This is a genomic window from Pseudomonas sp. LBUM920, assembly GCF_003852315.1.
Classification (GTDB): Bacteria; Pseudomonadota; Gammaproteobacteria; order Pseudomonadales; family Pseudomonadaceae; genus Aquipseudomonas.
In genome coordinates, this window is the sequence record NZ_CP027762.1 from 2,856,690 (window position 1) to 2,870,806 (window position 14,117).

A 14,117-nucleotide genomic window follows, 5' to 3' on the forward strand; every position below is an offset into this window, starting at 1 on the left:
TACAAAGCGTATACGTTTCGTATGCTTGCCGTAAACCCCTGCTGGATAATCGGTGGTTGGGCATTGACGTGGCCGGTGAGTGGCGGTTAATTTCGTGACATGACATTTCAAGCCTTCCGCAGCCAGCCAAGCATTATTACCGCCATTCCTCATTTGGCGGGATAGCACACGGCTGCACCCCAACCCGCCCTTGAGGCGGGTTTTGTTTTTCCGTCTCGGGGCCCTGTAAAAAAGCCAGGAGACACCCCATGAGCATGTGCCCCGTCCCCCACACCGCTGATACGGCATTGCTTGAACACTATGTGAAAAAGATTCTCGCCGCCCCGGTCTATGACCTGGCAGTGCGCACACCCTTGCAAGCGGCACCGGCACTCTCGGCCTTGCTGGGCAATCAGCTGTTGCTCAAGCGCGAAGACCTGCAGCCGACTTTTTCTTTCAAAATCCGCGGGGCGTACAACAAGTTGGTGCAGCTCACGCAGGCGCAGAAGGCGCGGGGCGTGGTGACGGCGTCGGCGGGCAACCACGCCCAAGGTGTAGCGCTGGCGGCGCGCGAACTGGGGATCAAGGCAAGCATTGTGATGCCCTGCACCACGCCTGAGTTGAAGGTGCTCGGCGTTCGCTCCCGAGGCGCCGAGGCGGTGCTGCACGGCGAGAGCTTTCCGTTTGCCCTGGCGCATGCGCTGCAATTGGCCGAGACCTCGGGTTGCACCTTCGTTTCGCCATTCGATGACCCGGACGTGATCGCCGGCCAGGGCACCGTGGCGATGGAAATTCTGCGCCAGCAACAGGGCGCGCTGGACGCGATCTTCGTGCCGGTGGGCGGTGGCGGTCTGATCGCCGGGATCGCGGCGTATGTCAAATACCTGCGGCCTCAGGTGCGCATCGTCGGTGTCGAACCTGAAGGTTCCAGCTGCCTGTTGGCGGCGCTGCGCGCGGGCGAGCGTGTGGTGTTGCCCAGCGTTGACGGGTTTGCCGACGGCACGGCTGTGGCGCAGATCGGCGCGTATGGCTTTGAAATCTGCCGCGACTGGGTGGACGAAGTCATCACTGTCAGCAACGACCAGCTGTGCAGTGCGATCAAGTTGATCTATGACGATACGCGCTCCATCACCGAGCCATCCGGCGCGCTGGCGGTAGCGGGCATCCGCCAGTACGTGGCGCAAAACTCCGTGCGTGGGCAAACCCTGGTGGCGGTGAATTCCGGGGCCAATATCAACTTTGATAGTTTGCGACATGTTGCAGAAAGAGTCGCAGCGCAAGGTTCAACTTAGTGCATAACCGTTTAATCAACGCTGTTCGCCGAGGATTTGCGCTGAGTTTTCAGAGTTATATAAACCCGCGTGCCGCTTATGAGGAAAAGTTACAACGAGAACGGTTTTTGCCGAGTACGCTGGTGATTGTAAGCGTCTTCCAGGGTCGGTAAGACGTGGCAGGCACGCGCCTGCCGCACACATAACAATCTGTTGGCAGTCTCATGAAAGGAGAGGTTGGCCATGCTTTCGGAATTAGAACTTCGCAGTATTATTGAAGGAAGTTTCCTGCCTAAACGGTGCGAATGCACCAAAGCCGAAGATGCTTCGTTGACGATCAAAGTCTATGACGACCGTGACCGCGACCGGGTGGATTTGGAAGTAAAAGGTATAAACGCTGACAAACTCGACAGCAGTCGAGCCATTTGCAACCTGATCAGCGGCTTGCGCGAAGACCTCAAACACACCCATTCAACCGCTCTGCAAAGAGTGGGAGGGCGCGGCTAGTCATCAGCCGTTGTTGCGAGGTTGAGTCACTGGGGAACTGCGGGCCTGGTAGATGCCAGGCCCAATACGGTTCTGTCGCCAGTGTGAAGGATCAATTCTGGAAATCGCAGGCTTCGGACATTTTCCGGTAGCCGACGTCTTCGACTTTGCCCGCAGTATCGACGAACTTGATATCGGCATTGATGACTTTGCAAACGTTGGTGTCGGTTTCATGCATTGCAATCACCGTTTTAACGTTCATGGGCATGCCGTACTGGTAGGGCACCGGTTTGGTCGCAGTGGCTTGTGTGTCGGCCTGGGCCAGGCCCGAGACGGATGCCAGCGCCAATGCGCCGCCAAGCATCAAAGTGCGCAGTTTCATGGTAGTTCTCCGCAAGTGGGTACACCTTCACTCTCGGCTCGCGGGATTAACCATCGATTAATTTTGCCTTGGCTGACAAAACCTTCATCTATCAACCTTGCGGTGTTGGCTGACAAACAGCCCAACGCATTAGATGTGCCCGCCACCCGTCTCGGCCAGCAGGCTTTGTTCGCGCTGACGGCCCTGCGGGGGCCGCGTGCGTTCTGACAACAGGCCACCAAAGACGTGGCCTGCTGTGATGGGTAATCAGCCCAGCTGAGCGCGGTATGGCAGGTCCGGCCCGGTCTTGCCGCACGTCAGGGCGGCGGCGCGAATGGCGAAGCCGAGCATGCTGTCGATCTGCTCGCGCGACAGTTGTTGCAGGCCCTCTACCGAATCAAGCTGCTGCTCGGTCAGCCAGGCAATCAACGCCGCCTGGAAGGTGTCACCGGCACCCACGGTATCGGCCATCACCACCTTGACCGCCGGCGCAGACCAACTGCCGTGCTGGCGACTGAACACCGTTGCGCCGTCGCCGCCTCGGGTGAGAAACACCAGTTGGCAGCGGTGCTGCAACCAGCCCTGCAGCACGCTTTCCGGCGACTGGTCGGGGTAGAGCAGGTGCAGGTCTTCGTCGCTGACTTTGATCAGGTCGGCATGCTTGACCAACTCGCCCACGCGATCACGCCACAATTGGATATCCGGCTGCGGGTTCAGCCGCACGTTGGGGTCCAGGCTGATCAGGCGTTTGCCGCTTTCGCGCTTGACCAGGTGCAGCAGCGTGTCGCCGATGGGTTGTACCACCAGCGAAAACGAACCGATGTGCAGCCCGCGAATTTCATGGCCCAGCGTGGGCAAGTGCACCACCCGCAGCTGGCGGTCGGCGCAGCCTTCGCCGCGAAAGCTGTACTGCGGTGAGCCATTGGCGCCCACAGCCACCATCGCCAGGGTGGTCGGCGCGGGGAATTCGACCAGAAATTGCTCGCTGACGCCCTCGTCCTTGAGCACGTGCAGCAAGCGCTGGCCGAGAAAATCATTGGACAGCCCGCCGAACAACGCGGAGTCGATGCCCAGACGGCGCAAGCCCACGGCCACGTTGAACGGCGAGCCGCCGGCAATTGCCTTGTAATTGACCTTGGACGCCTGACCGCTGGCATCCTCCTCGCTGAAAAAATCAAACAGCGCTTCGCCACACACCAGATACATAGTCGTTCGCTCTTAAAGGGTTGCCACGAGTTGTTGATAGCGCTCGTAAGCGTGTTGGTAGGCACTGACACTGGCCGCCACCGGCAGCGTGCGGCTGGCCGGGTCGACGCTTACGCATTTGTCGCACAAGCTGGCCAGGGACTCGCCGGACTGGCTCCACGCCGCCTGGATCGCCGCGCCCAGGGCGGCGGCTTCGCTTTGTTCGGTGCAGACGACTTCGGTGTTCATGATATCGGCGACCATCTGGCGCCACACCGGGCTTTTTGAACCGCCGCCGATCAGGCGGATGCGCAGGCTTTGCAGGCCGGTCTGGCGCAGCAGGTCCAGGCCATAACGCAGGCCAAAGGTGGTGCCCTCGACTACCGCACGGCAGAGGTTGGCGCGCGTCAGGTTGGTCATGGTCAAGCCGTGCACGCTGCCGGTGGCGTGGGGCAGGGCGGGCACACGTTCGCCGTTCAGAAAGGGCAGCATGCTGACGCCGTCGGCGCCGATGGGGGCTTGGGCGACCAAGGCGTTGAAGGCGGCCAGGTCGAGGTCGAACAGTTCGCGAATCACGCCGGTGGCGTTGGTCAGGTTCATCGTGCAAATCAATGGCAACCAGCCGCCGCTGGAGGAGCAGAAAGTCGCCACCGACGCTTGTGGGCTCACAGTCGGCTGATCGGCAAACGCATACACGGTGCCCGACGAACCCAGGCTCATGGTAATCACGCCCGGTGCGATGTTGCCGGTGCCGATGGCGCCCATCATGTTGTCGCCGCCGCCACTGGAGACGCGGGCGTTGGGGTTGATGCCCAGGCGTTCGGCGATGGCTGGCAGGATCGTGCCCACGCTTTGATGCGCCTCGATCAGTTCAGGCAAGGCAGCTTGCAGGCGGCCGCTGGGGTCGATGTGCTGAAGCAGCGCCACGTCCCATTCGCGCGTGCGCACGTTGAAATAGCCGGTGCCCGACGCATCGCCGAATTCTGCGACGGCGCGGCCGGTGAGCCAGAAGTTGAGGTAATCATGGGGCAGCAAAATATGCGCGATGCGTGCGAACACGTCCGGGTGCTGCTCGCGGGTCCACAGCAGTTTGGACACGGTGTAACCCGGTGCAATCGCCACGCCGAGGCGTTCCAGGGAGCCGCTTTCGCCACCCAGGTGTTGCAGCAGGCGGTCGTTTTCGGGTGCGGTTTCGGTGTCGCACCACAGTTTGGCCGGGCGCAGCACCTGGCCTTGGTCATCCAGCAGCACCAGCCCGTGCTGCTGGCCGGAAACGCCGATGCCGAGGATGTCCTGGCCGTCCACGCCGGCCTGTTGCAAGGCGCGGTGCGTGGCTTCGGTAAAGGCGTCCAGCCATTCCTGGGTATGTTGTTCGCGCCGGCCATTGGCGCCGCTGATCAGCGTGTGCGCGGCGGCGCCCAGGCCCAGTACCTTGCCGCTGGTGGCGTCGAGGACGATGGCTTTGGTGCCTTGGGTGCCGCAGTCGATGCCAAGGTAAAGGTTTTGCCGGGTCATGGTGGAGTGCTCAGCAGTGTGGTTTTTTGGATTGAAAACCCGATCAAATGTGGGAGGGGGCTTGCCCCCGAAAGCAGTGGGTCAGTGATGGGTATTTGACTGATACACCGCCATCGGGGGCAAGCCCCCTGCCACATTGTTAAGCCGATTTCTTCAAGAGGTTTTGCAGGGTTTGGGTAACGCCCTTGTCGCGCAGGCTTGCATAGCACCGCTCAAACGCTGCCACAAACTCAGGAGAATTGGGAATAGCCTTGCCAAAGATCTCCTCCACACCCAACAATCGCTGGCTGATCAACGCATCATCACTCACCAAATCCTGGCAAAACTGCGCACGCGGATCCGGGATCGTGTAGCTCACCCCATTCTCATCCACACCTTTCAAATACAGCGCCCAGGCCGCGACCACCAGCGCCGCGCGGTCAGTCTCACGTCCATCAGCAATCAAGCGATTGATCGTGGGCACGGTGAACTTGGGAAACTTCGACGAACCGTCCGAACACACCCGCTCCAACTGGTCGGCAATCGCCTGATTGGAGAAGCGATCCACCAGGGTCTGCTTGTATTCGGCGAGGTCGATGCCCGGCACCGGCGCCAGGTTTGGCGTGACGTCCAGATCCATATAGGCGCGCATGTAAGCGACAAACACCGGGTCGTTCATGGTCTCGTGCACAAACCGGTAACCCTTGAGAAAACCCAGGTACGTCAGGGCCAGGTGGCTGCCATTGAGCAGGCCAATCTTCATCTCTTCGTAGGGCGTGACGTCATCGGTGAACTGTACGCCGACCTTTTCCCAGGCCGGGCGTCCATTGACGAACTTGTCTTCCAGCACCCACTGCACAAAGGGTTCGCACACCACCGGCCAGGCATCGTCGATGCCATGCTCGTCATGCAGCTGCAAGCGGTGGGCGGTGCTGGTCATCGGCGTGATGCGGTCGACCATGGCGTTCGGGAAGCTCACGTTGGCCTTGATCCAATCGTGCAGCTCGGCGTTGTGCAGGGCGGCGAAAGCCAGCAGCGCTTTGCGCGTGACGGCGCCGTTGTGCGGCAGGTTATCGCAGGACATGACGGTAAACGCCGGCACACCGGCCGCGCGGCGTTGGGTAAGCGCCGCGCAGATAAAGCCGAACACGGTTTTCGGCGATTTGGGGTGCGCCAGGTCATGCTGGATCTGCGGCAAGTGGGCCATGAACTCGCCGTTGCTGTCGTCGATGCAGTAGCCGCCTTCGGTGATGGTCAACGAAACGATGCGAATCTGCGGGGCGGCGAGCTTGTCGATCAACGCCTGGGCGCCGTCTTCGGCCAGCAGCATGTCGCTGATCGAGCCGATCACGCGCACTTCGGTGTCGTTGGTGTCGCCCAGTTCATACAGGGTGAACAGGTAATCCTGGCCAGCCAGGTCATCGCGAGCCCTGCGGTCTTCGGCGCGCAGGCCGACCCCGCAGATGCTCCAGTCAAGGCCCTCGCCCGTGTTCATCAAGGCATCGGTGTAATACGCCTGGTGCGCGCGGTGGAAACCGCCGACGCCGATATGCGCGATGCCCTGCGTGGTGCTGGCAATCGCATAGGACGGGACCTTCACTTGCGGCGCCAGTTGGGTCAGGTTCTGCTTATTCAGTTTCATCACAAATCTCGCGAAATCAGGCGGCAGCGCGCAGTGGACGGGCCACGGCCACGCCGTCGGTGTCGAACAGATGGCAGTGCGCCGGGTCCAGGTGCAGGTGCAGGGTCTCGCCATACTGGCTGGCCATGTCGCCACGAATCCGCATGGTCAGCGGCTCGCCGTTGGCGGTGATCACGTGGCAGAAGGTGTCGCTGCCCAGGCGTTCGCCGACGTCGGCGGTGACGGTCAGCGTGGTTTGGCCGGGCGAGGCGATTTCCAGATGCTCCGGACGAATGCCCAAGGTCACCGCGCTGCCGACGCTCAGGGTGGCGCCGCTCAATGGCAGGCTGATGGTGGTGCCGGCGTCCAGTTGCACCTCGCAGCCCTGGCCTTCGACACGGGTGACCTTGCCCTTGAGAAAGCCCATTTTCGGCGTGCCCAGAAAGCCTGCCACAAACAGGTTGGCCGGCTGGTGGTACAGCTCCAGCGGCGAGCCGACTTGTTCAATGCGGCCGCTGTTGAGCACCACCACTTTGTCGGCCAGCGTCATGGCTTCGACCTGGTCGTGGGTCACGTAAATCATGGTCGCCTGCAGCTCTTTATGCAGGCGCGCCAGTTCCAGGCGCATTTGCACGCGCAGGGCGGCGTCGAGGTTGGACAGCGGTTCATCGAACAGGAAGATCTTCGGGTTACGCACAATCGCGCGGCCGATGGCCACACGCTGACGCTGGCCGCCGGACAACTGTTTGGGCTTGCGCTCCAGCAGCGGGCCGAGCTCGAGAATGCGCGCCGCTTCGCTGACCTTGCTTTCCACCAGCTTCTTGTCGACGCCGGCCAGGTCCAGGGCAAACGACATGTTCTTGCGCACGCTCATGTGCGGGTACAGCGCGTAGGTCTGGAACACCATCGCCAGGTCGCGCTTGGCCGGGGTGACTTCGGTGATGTCGCGGCCATCCAGCTCGATGGTGCCTTCGGTGACTTCTTCAAGGCCCGCAATCAGGCGCAGCAGGGTGGATTTGCCGCAGCCCGACGGGCCAACGAACACGACGAATTCCTTGTCGTTCACTTCCAGGTCGATGCCCTTGATGATGGAAAAGCCTTCGAAGCCTTTTTGCAGATTCTTGATTTTCAGGTTGGCCATGGGATGGGCCTCCACTTGGAATTTTTATAAGAAACCGTTACTTGACGGCGCCGAAGGACAAACCGCGCACCAGCTGTTTCTGGCTGATCCAGCCGAAAATCAGGATCGGCGCACAGGCCAGGGTCGACACGGCGGACAATTTGGCCCAGAACAAGCCTTCGGGGCTGGAGTAGGAGGCGATCAGCGCGGTCAGCGGTGCGGCATTCGAGGAGGTCAGGTTCAACGACCAGAACGCCTCGTTCCAGCACAGGATCAGCGACAGCAATACCGTGGAGGCCAGGCCACCCTTGGCAATCGGCAGCAGCACGCGGACCATTTCCTGCCACAGCGTAGCGCCATCCAGGCGCGCGGCTTCGAGGATGTCCTTGGGGATGTCTTTGAAGTAGGTGTAAACCATCCACACCACAATCGGCAGGTTGATCAGGGTGTAGATGATGATCAGCGCGATGCGCGTATCCAGCAGGCCAAAGCTCTTGGCCAGCAGGTAGATCGGCATCAGCACGCCCACCGGCGGCAGCATCTTAGTGGACAGCATCCACAGCAGCGTGCCCTTGGTGCGCTGGGTTTCGTAGAACGCCATGGAGTAGGCGGCCGGTACCGAAATCAGCAGGCACAAGGCCGTGGCGCTGAACGAAATCACCACTGAGTTCCAGGCGTAGGCGAAGTAGTTGCTGCGCTCGTTGATGTGCAGGTAATTCTCCAGCGTCGGCGTGAAGATGAACTGCGGCGGGGTGGCGAACGCGTCGATTTCGGTCTTGAAGCTGGTCAACACCATCCAGAAGATCGGGAAGAAAATCAGGATCGCGATGGCCCAGGCCAGGGTGCCGAGCAACAGGCTTTGCAGGCGGCGGGATTGTTGAAGCGTCATGGCGCGGCCCTCAAGGCTTGTCAGTCAGGTTTTTGCCGATCATCCGCACCAGGATGATCGCCGCGATGTTGGCGATGACCACGGCAATCAAGCCGCCGGCCGAGGCCATGCCCACGTCGAACTGCACCAGCGCCTGGTTGTAGATCAGGTAGGCGAGGTTGGTCGAGGCGTAACCCGGACCACCGTTGGTGGTGGTGAAGATTTCGGCAAACACCGAGAGCAGGAAGATCGTTTCGATCATCACCACCACGGCAATCGGGCGCGCCAGGTGGGGCAGGGTCAGGTGCCAGAAGATCGCGATGGCGCCGGCTCCGTCCAGGCGTGCGGCTTCCTTTTGTTCCTGGTCCAGGGACTGCATGGCGGTCATCAGCAGCAGGATGGCGAAGGGCAGCCATTGCCACGACACGATGATGATGATCGACAGCAACGGGTAGTGCGCCAGCCAGTCCACGGGCTCGGCGCCGAACAGCTTCCACACGGCGGCGAGAATCCCCGACACCGGGTGAAAAATCAGGTTCTTCCAGATCAGCGCACCGACGGTGGGCATGATGAAGAACGGTGAAATCAACATCACCCGCACCACGCCACGGCCGAAAAACTCACTGGCCTCGAGCAGGGCGCTGATCAACACGCCGAACACCACGCTGATCAACAGCACGCTGCCCACCAGCAGCAACGTATTGGTGGCGCCGGGCAGGAAGCCTGAATCGGTGATGAAGTAAGTGAAGTTTTCCAGGCCCACGAATTGGTTTTCGCCGGGGTAGAGCAGGTTGTAGCGGATCAGCGAAAAGTACAGGGTCATGCCCAGCGGCACGATCATCCACAGCAGCAGCAAGGCCACCGAGGGGCTGACAAGGAACCAGCCGGGGTTGGCCAGGCGGCTTTTACGCGGCTTTTCAGGCGCGGCGGTTTGCACTTTGGCAGTGGTGGTATTCATAGGATCAGAACCAGTCAGGTACATGCAAAACTAGAGTCGAAGCGCGGTCAATGTGGGCGCTGGCTTGTGTGGGAGCTGGCTTGCCTGCGATGGCATCAACTCGGTTTAAACAGAAAGACCGAGGTGTCTGTATCGCAGGCAAGCCAGCTCCCACATGAAAGCAGCGCCTACATAAAGCCGTTCCCACATTGACAGGGATGAACCCGCTTATTTGGGATAGCCCGCCCGCTTCATTTCACGCTCGGTGGTGGTCTGCGCGGCGGTCAAGGCTTGATCCACCGTTTGCTGACCGGTCAGCGCGCCCGAGAAGAACTTGCCGACCTGGGTACCAATGGCCTGGAATTCAGGAATGGTCACCAACTGGATACCGATATACGGCACCGGCTTGAGGGTCGGTTTGGTCGGGTCGGCGACTTTCAGCGATTCCAGCGTTACCTTGGCAAACGGCGCGGCCTTCATGTATTCGTCGCTGTAGGTCGACTTGCGCGTGCCTGGTGGTACGTTGGCAATGCCGTCGGTCTTGGCCACGAGCTGGTTGTATTCCTTGGACGTTGCCCAACTGGTGAAGACCTTGGCCGCGTCCTTGGCTTTGGAGCTGGTGGGAATCGCCAGGCTCCAGGAGTACAGCCACGACGTGCCCTTGTCGGTCGTCTCGTGCGGGGCAAAGGTGAAGCCCACGTGATCGGAGACCTTGCTCTGAGTCTTGTCGGTGACAAACGAGCCGGCCACGCTGGCATCGACCCAAATCGCGCACTTGCCGCTGTTGAACAGCGCCAGGTTTTCGTTGAAACCGTTGCTGGATGCACCCGGCGGGCCGGATTTCTTCATGTTGTCGACGTAGAAGTTCAGCGCGTCCTTCCACTCGGGACCGTTGAATTCGGGTTGCCACTTCTCATCGAACCAGCGCGCGCCGTAGCCGTTGGCCAGGGTCGTGATCAGCGCCATATTCTCACCCCAACCGGCTTTGCCGCGCAGGCACAGGCCGTACTGCTCTTTGGTCTTGTCGGTGAGTTTGGCCGCGAATTCGCCGATCTGGGTCCAGGTCGGGTGCTCGGGCATGGTCAGCCCGGCGTCCTTGAACAGGTCGGTGCGGTAGTAGGTGATCGAGCTTTCGGCGTAGAACGGCAGGGCGTACAGCGAGCCCTTGACGGACAAACCGTCACGCACTGAAGGGAAAACATCGTCGAGGTCGTAGGACGCCGGCAGATCTTTCATCGGCTCCAGCCAGCCCTTGGCGCCCCAGAGTGCGGCTTCGTACATGCCAATGGTCAACACGTCGAACTGTCCGCCCTGGGTGGCGATGTCGGTGGTCAGGCGTTGGCGCAGCACGTTTTCTTCGAGCACCACCCAGTTCAACTTGATGTCCGGATGCTCGGTCTCGAAGGTCTTCGAGAGTTTTTGCATGCGGATCATGTCGCTGTTGTTGACGGTGGCAATGGTCAGGGTTTGCGCGCCAAAACTGACGGCGCTGAGGGTCATGCATACAGTCATGCAAGAACAGGCAAGCAGCGTTTTTGCTGTGAACTTCATCGCGCACTCCATTTCTGCGCCCAGGGGCTACAGAAGGACAGTTATTGTTGTTGTGTCTTCCTACGAACAGTCAGGAAGAGTGTGCGTTGATTACAGCCTTCAAATGGGGTTATGACAAATCCTTGGGCGCACTTGGACTGATACTTTTTTGCACTCATCAGCCAGGTTGCTGAAACAGTTAAGCCAGGTTTTGTTCCGTCAGCCGCTGCACCGCCAGGCGCCGGTAGTGGGAGGGCGTCATGCCTTTGAGCTGCTGAAAGCGCCGATTGAAGTTGGAGATGTTGTTGAAACCCGACTCGAAGCACACGTCGGTCACGGCTTTATCGCCGTCTGCCAGCAATTCGCAGGACTTGCTGATGCGCAACCGGTTTACGAACTCGATAAACGTGCGCCCCGTGGCCTGTTTGAATACGCGGGAAAAATACGTCGGCTTCATCCCCAGGTATTCCGCGACTTCCTCCAGCGATAACTCGCGGGCGTAGTGGGCGAAAATGTAGTCCACCGCGCGGTTGGTGCGGTCGATGCTGTGCTCATCCGCCAGTTGCGGCGTGGTCACGCCAGACAATAATTGGTAGTGCTCACACGCACTCAGCACTTCCAGCAAGATAAAAAAGTGCCCCAGGCGCGCCATGCCCTGGGCGTCTTCGATGCGCTGCATCAACGTCATGGCTTGGGCGATGGTTTTTTTGCAGCGGAACTCGATGCCGTATTGTGCGCGCTCAAGCAACGGCGCGAGGCTCTTGAGCTCGGTAAAGATCTGACTGCCGCCCTCGAACAGCTCATCGGTAAAGTTGACCAGCATGTCGCGCTTGGGCACGACCTCGTCTTCCTCCACCTGGCTGATCCAGTTGTGGGGCAGGTTGGGGCCGGTGAGGAACAGGCTTTCCGGATAAAAATTGCCGATGTAATCGCCGATAAACACCTTGCCGGAGCTGGCGACAATCAAGTGCAGCTCGTATTCCTTGTGGAAATGCCAGCGCACCAGCGGGCACGGGAAGCCGTGTTGGCGATAGATGATGGACAGACCGTTGTGATCGTCCATCAGCTCGTAGGAAGGGTCGGTGATTCGCGTTGCTCGGGTCATGCTGCCGTCGCTTTATTGTGGTTGCTGCCAGGGATAATGCCCCCTTGCGCGCGACCTCGCCAGCCTCGATGGCTAGACGCTGCGGTTTTTGGCCTCGATCCACTGGGACATGTACTGCGTACTTTTATGCGCATGGTGGCGCAGCATGCTGCCGGTGAAGTTGTCCCGGCGATGGGCCGCGAGCCGGAGGCGGCACTGCTCCAGGCATTGCACCAGCGCCGGGCCGTGCAGGGCCTGGTCGTAGCGGCGGGCAAGCAGGCGCCGGCCATCCTCCTGGGCCTGGGTCCACCGTTCGCGGTCCTGGTACAGCGCCACGGCGGCGGCTGCCAGGGCCGGCGCGCTGTGTTCGATCGCACCCGGCCACGGTTGCTCATCACCCATGCCTTCGGCACCGATGGGCGTGGTGACATTCGGCGTGCCGCAGAGCATTGCGTCCATCAGCTTGCCCTTGATCCCGGCGCCGAAGCGCAGCGGTGCCAGGCAGATACGCGCGGCGCTCATGACTTGCAGGGCGTCTTCGGCCCAGTTCATCACATGAAACCCTTGCGCTGGGTTGTGCAATGCCGTGGCCTTGGGCGGGGTGTAGGAACCGTAGATATGTAACTGCGCGCCTGGTAATTGCTGACGGATCAGCGGCCACAGGCTGCTCTTCATCCATAACACCGCATCCCAGTTGGGCGCATGGCGGAAGTTGCCAATGCTCAGAAAGTGCGCACGGTCCTCGAACGGTGCGAAGGGTTCGGTCGGCGGTTCCAGCATCAACGGGCACCCGTGGAGCAGGGCGGCGGGCACTTTGAACTGTTCGGTGAGCAGGCGGATTTCCACGTCGGAGATCACCAGGCTGATATCACAGCGGTAAATCGCCGCGATTTCGCGCTTGGCCAGGTCGGTGTCGGCCATCCGCCGGAATTCTTCCTTTAACGCCGGATTGAACAGCGCACTGAAGTCATCGCTCTCGGGGTGGGCCTTGAGGTGGTCCTTGAAACGCTGGTGGCGAGCGTCACGCAGGCTTTGCAAATCGGACGTTTCCAGCACGCGCAGGGCGTCGGGGCAGCATTTCTCTACGCGCCAGCCGAATTGCTCTTCCATCATGAAGCGGTCGAATACCACGATATCCGGGGCCAGCTCGCGAATAAAATCATCGAAACTGCTGTTATTGAGTTCGATGGCGCATTCGGTGATGCCCAGCGCCGGCAAGTCGGCCTTGTGCTCGCCCACGGTTGCCGGGCTGCTGAACGTGATGTCCCAGCCCTGGTCCAGGAAGCTCTGCAATATCTGCATCATGTGCCCGCCGGCGGCCGAGGAGCGTGGTTCCGGCCAGACATAACCAATGACCAGGACTTTGGTGGCGGGCTGATTCATCAACAACGGATTCCTTGAAGGGCGGGCGAAAAGCGCGCAATTAAACCATAGCCGTTGTTAATCGGGCGCCCGCATGACAATTTACGCCCGGCCATAGGTAGCTTCGCCCGTTTGTGGTTAACTTCTGCGTCTCGAATTCGTTTCAATAAACCCAGCATAAGGATTCTCTTCATGGCTCAAGTCACCCATCGTGGTAACCCAATCAAGGTTGAAGGCGAGCTGCCGCAAACCGGTACCCAGGCCCCCGATTTCATCCTGACTGCCGGCGACCTGTCGGACGCAACCCTGGCCACATTCGCCGGCAAGCGCAAAGTACTCAACATCTTCCCAAGTGTTGACACCCCAACCTGCGCCACTTCGGTACGCAAGTTCAATGCTCAGGCCAACGACCTGAACAATGCCGTGGTGCTGTGCATTTCCAGCGACCTGCCGTTTGCCCAGGCCCGTTTCTGCGGCACTGAAGGCCTGGAAAACGTGAAGAACCTGTCGGATTTCCGCGACCCGGGCTTCGCCGTTGACTACGGTGTGTCGATTGTCGAAGGCGCGCTGCGCGGCCTGACCGCCCGTGCCGTTGTGGTACTGGACGAAAACAACAACGTGCTGCACAGCGAGTTGGTCAGCGAAATCGGCCAAGAGCCGAACTACGAAGCCGCCCTGGCTGTTTTGAAGTAACTGTTTCAGCGCATTACTGTCTTTTCGCAGTAACACGCTTGATAGATGATTGCGGCCTGGCCTAGTCCAGGCCGTTTTCATTTAGAGTCAGCGGCTTAGCTAAATAGCCCATAAACTAAGGCCAGA

13 protein-coding genes are annotated in these 14,117 nt (G+C 60.3%); 3 read left to right on the top strand and 10 right to left on the bottom strand.

What is annotated here, in order from left to right:
• Positions 1-248: 248 nt before the first annotated feature.
• Both ilvA and C4J83_RS13250 read left to right on the top strand, forming a co-directional pair.
• Entirely contained in the window at positions 249-1,271 is a 1,023-nt protein-coding gene (gene ilvA / locus C4J83_RS13245) for a threonine ammonia-lyase, biosynthetic (protein ID WP_124417252.1), read from the top strand.
• Positions 1,272-1,493: 222 nt separating this feature from the next.
• Positions 1,494-1,757 carry a DUF1652 domain-containing protein gene (locus C4J83_RS13250; RefSeq protein WP_106577875.1) on the top strand — a complete coding sequence of 88 codons (264 nt, stop codon included), beginning with the start codon at positions 1,494-1,496 and terminating at the stop codon, positions 1,755-1,757.
• A gap of 91 nt (positions 1,758-1,848) precedes the next feature.
• Here the strand turns inward: C4J83_RS13250 and C4J83_RS13255 are convergent, their stop codons facing one another.
• From C4J83_RS13255 to C4J83_RS13300, 10 genes are all read right to left on the bottom strand, one after another.
• Entirely contained in the window at positions 1,849-2,118 is a 270-nt protein-coding gene (locus C4J83_RS13255) for a DUF2790 domain-containing protein (protein WP_124417253.1), read from the bottom strand.
• Between the two features lie 246 nt (positions 2,119-2,364).
• On the bottom strand, positions 2,365-3,303 hold the full coding sequence (locus C4J83_RS13260) for a carbohydrate kinase family protein (RefSeq protein ID WP_124417254.1): 939 nt from the start codon (positions 3,301-3,303) through the stop codon (positions 2,365-2,367).
• A 12-nt stretch (positions 3,304-3,315) separates the two neighbouring features.
• Complete coding sequence (xylB, locus tag C4J83_RS13265; protein WP_124417255.1) at positions 3,316-4,797, bottom strand: xylulokinase; 1,482 nt, start codon at positions 4,795-4,797, stop codon at positions 3,316-3,318.
• A 139-nt stretch (positions 4,798-4,936) separates the two neighbouring features.
• A complete protein-coding gene (locus tag C4J83_RS13270; protein WP_124417256.1) occupies positions 4,937-6,418 on the bottom strand; it encodes a mannitol dehydrogenase family protein in 1,482 nt (493 codons plus the stop codon).
• Between the two features lie 16 nt (positions 6,419-6,434).
• Positions 6,435-7,538, bottom strand: coding sequence for an ABC transporter ATP-binding protein (locus tag C4J83_RS13275; protein ID WP_106577880.1), 1,104 nt, complete (start codon positions 7,536-7,538; stop codon positions 6,435-6,437).
• A gap of 37 nt (positions 7,539-7,575) precedes the next feature.
• Entirely contained in the window at positions 7,576-8,406 is an 831-nt protein-coding gene (locus C4J83_RS13280) for a carbohydrate ABC transporter permease (protein WP_016968929.1), read from the bottom strand.
• Positions 8,407-8,416: 10 nt separating this feature from the next.
• The gene (locus C4J83_RS13285) at positions 8,417-9,343 is read right to left on the bottom strand and encodes a carbohydrate ABC transporter permease (RefSeq protein ID WP_106577881.1); all 927 of its coding nucleotides are present in this window, start codon (positions 9,341-9,343) and stop codon (positions 8,417-8,419) included.
• 207 nt (positions 9,344-9,550) lie between these two features.
• Complete coding sequence (locus tag C4J83_RS13290; protein ID WP_372239326.1) at positions 9,551-10,834, bottom strand: ABC transporter substrate-binding protein; 1,284 nt, start codon at positions 10,832-10,834, stop codon at positions 9,551-9,553.
• Positions 10,835-11,051: 217 nt separating this feature from the next.
• The gene (locus C4J83_RS13295; RefSeq protein ID WP_106577883.1) at positions 11,052-11,957 is read right to left on the bottom strand and encodes an AraC family transcriptional regulator; all 906 of its coding nucleotides are present in this window, start codon (positions 11,955-11,957) and stop codon (positions 11,052-11,054) included.
• A gap of 72 nt (positions 11,958-12,029) precedes the next feature.
• Positions 12,030-13,319 carry a glycosyltransferase gene (locus C4J83_RS13300; protein ID WP_106577884.1) on the bottom strand — a complete coding sequence of 430 codons (1,290 nt, stop codon included), beginning with the start codon at positions 13,317-13,319 and terminating at the stop codon, positions 12,030-12,032.
• Between the two features lie 171 nt (positions 13,320-13,490).
• On the opposite strand from C4J83_RS13300, the gene tpx reads away from it, so the two are divergent.
• On the top strand, positions 13,491-13,991 hold the full coding sequence (gene tpx, locus C4J83_RS13305) for a thiol peroxidase (RefSeq protein WP_106577885.1): 501 nt from the start codon (positions 13,491-13,493) through the stop codon (positions 13,989-13,991).
• Positions 13,992-14,117 lie beyond the last annotated feature (126 nt).

Coding starts and splice junctions, on each gene's coding strand:
- ilvA (WP_124417252.1), top strand. CDS start 249: ATGAGCATGTGCCCCGTCCCCCACACCGCTGATACGGCATTGCTTGAA.
- C4J83_RS13250 (WP_106577875.1), top strand. CDS start 1,494: ATGCTTTCGGAATTAGAACTTCGCAGTATTATTGAAGGAAGTTTCCTG.
- C4J83_RS13255 (WP_124417253.1), bottom strand. CDS start 2,118: ATGAAACTGCGCACTTTGATGCTTGGCGGCGCATTGGCGCTGGCATCC.
- C4J83_RS13260 (WP_124417254.1), bottom strand. CDS start 3,303: ATGTATCTGGTGTGTGGCGAAGCGCTGTTTGATTTTTTCAGCGAGGAG.
- xylB (WP_124417255.1), bottom strand. CDS start 4,797: ATGACCCGGCAAAACCTTTACCTTGGCATCGACTGCGGCACCCAAGGC.
- C4J83_RS13270 (WP_124417256.1), bottom strand. CDS start 6,418: ATGAAACTGAATAAGCAGAACCTGACCCAACTGGCGCCGCAAGTGAAG.
- C4J83_RS13275 (WP_106577880.1), bottom strand. CDS start 7,538: ATGGCCAACCTGAAAATCAAGAATCTGCAAAAAGGCTTCGAAGGCTTT.
- C4J83_RS13280 (WP_016968929.1), bottom strand. CDS start 8,406: ATGACGCTTCAACAATCCCGCCGCCTGCAAAGCCTGTTGCTCGGCACC.
- C4J83_RS13285 (WP_106577881.1), bottom strand. CDS start 9,343: ATGAATACCACCACTGCCAAAGTGCAAACCGCCGCGCCTGAAAAGCCG.
- C4J83_RS13290 (WP_372239326.1), bottom strand. CDS start 10,834: ATGACTGTATGCATGACCCTCAGCGCCGTCAGTTTTGGCGCGCAAACC.
- C4J83_RS13295 (WP_106577883.1), bottom strand. CDS start 11,957: ATGACCCGAGCAACGCGAATCACCGACCCTTCCTACGAGCTGATGGAC.
- C4J83_RS13300 (WP_106577884.1), bottom strand. CDS start 13,319: ATGAATCAGCCCGCCACCAAAGTCCTGGTCATTGGTTATGTCTGGCCG.
- tpx (WP_106577885.1), top strand. CDS start 13,491: ATGGCTCAAGTCACCCATCGTGGTAACCCAATCAAGGTTGAAGGCGAG.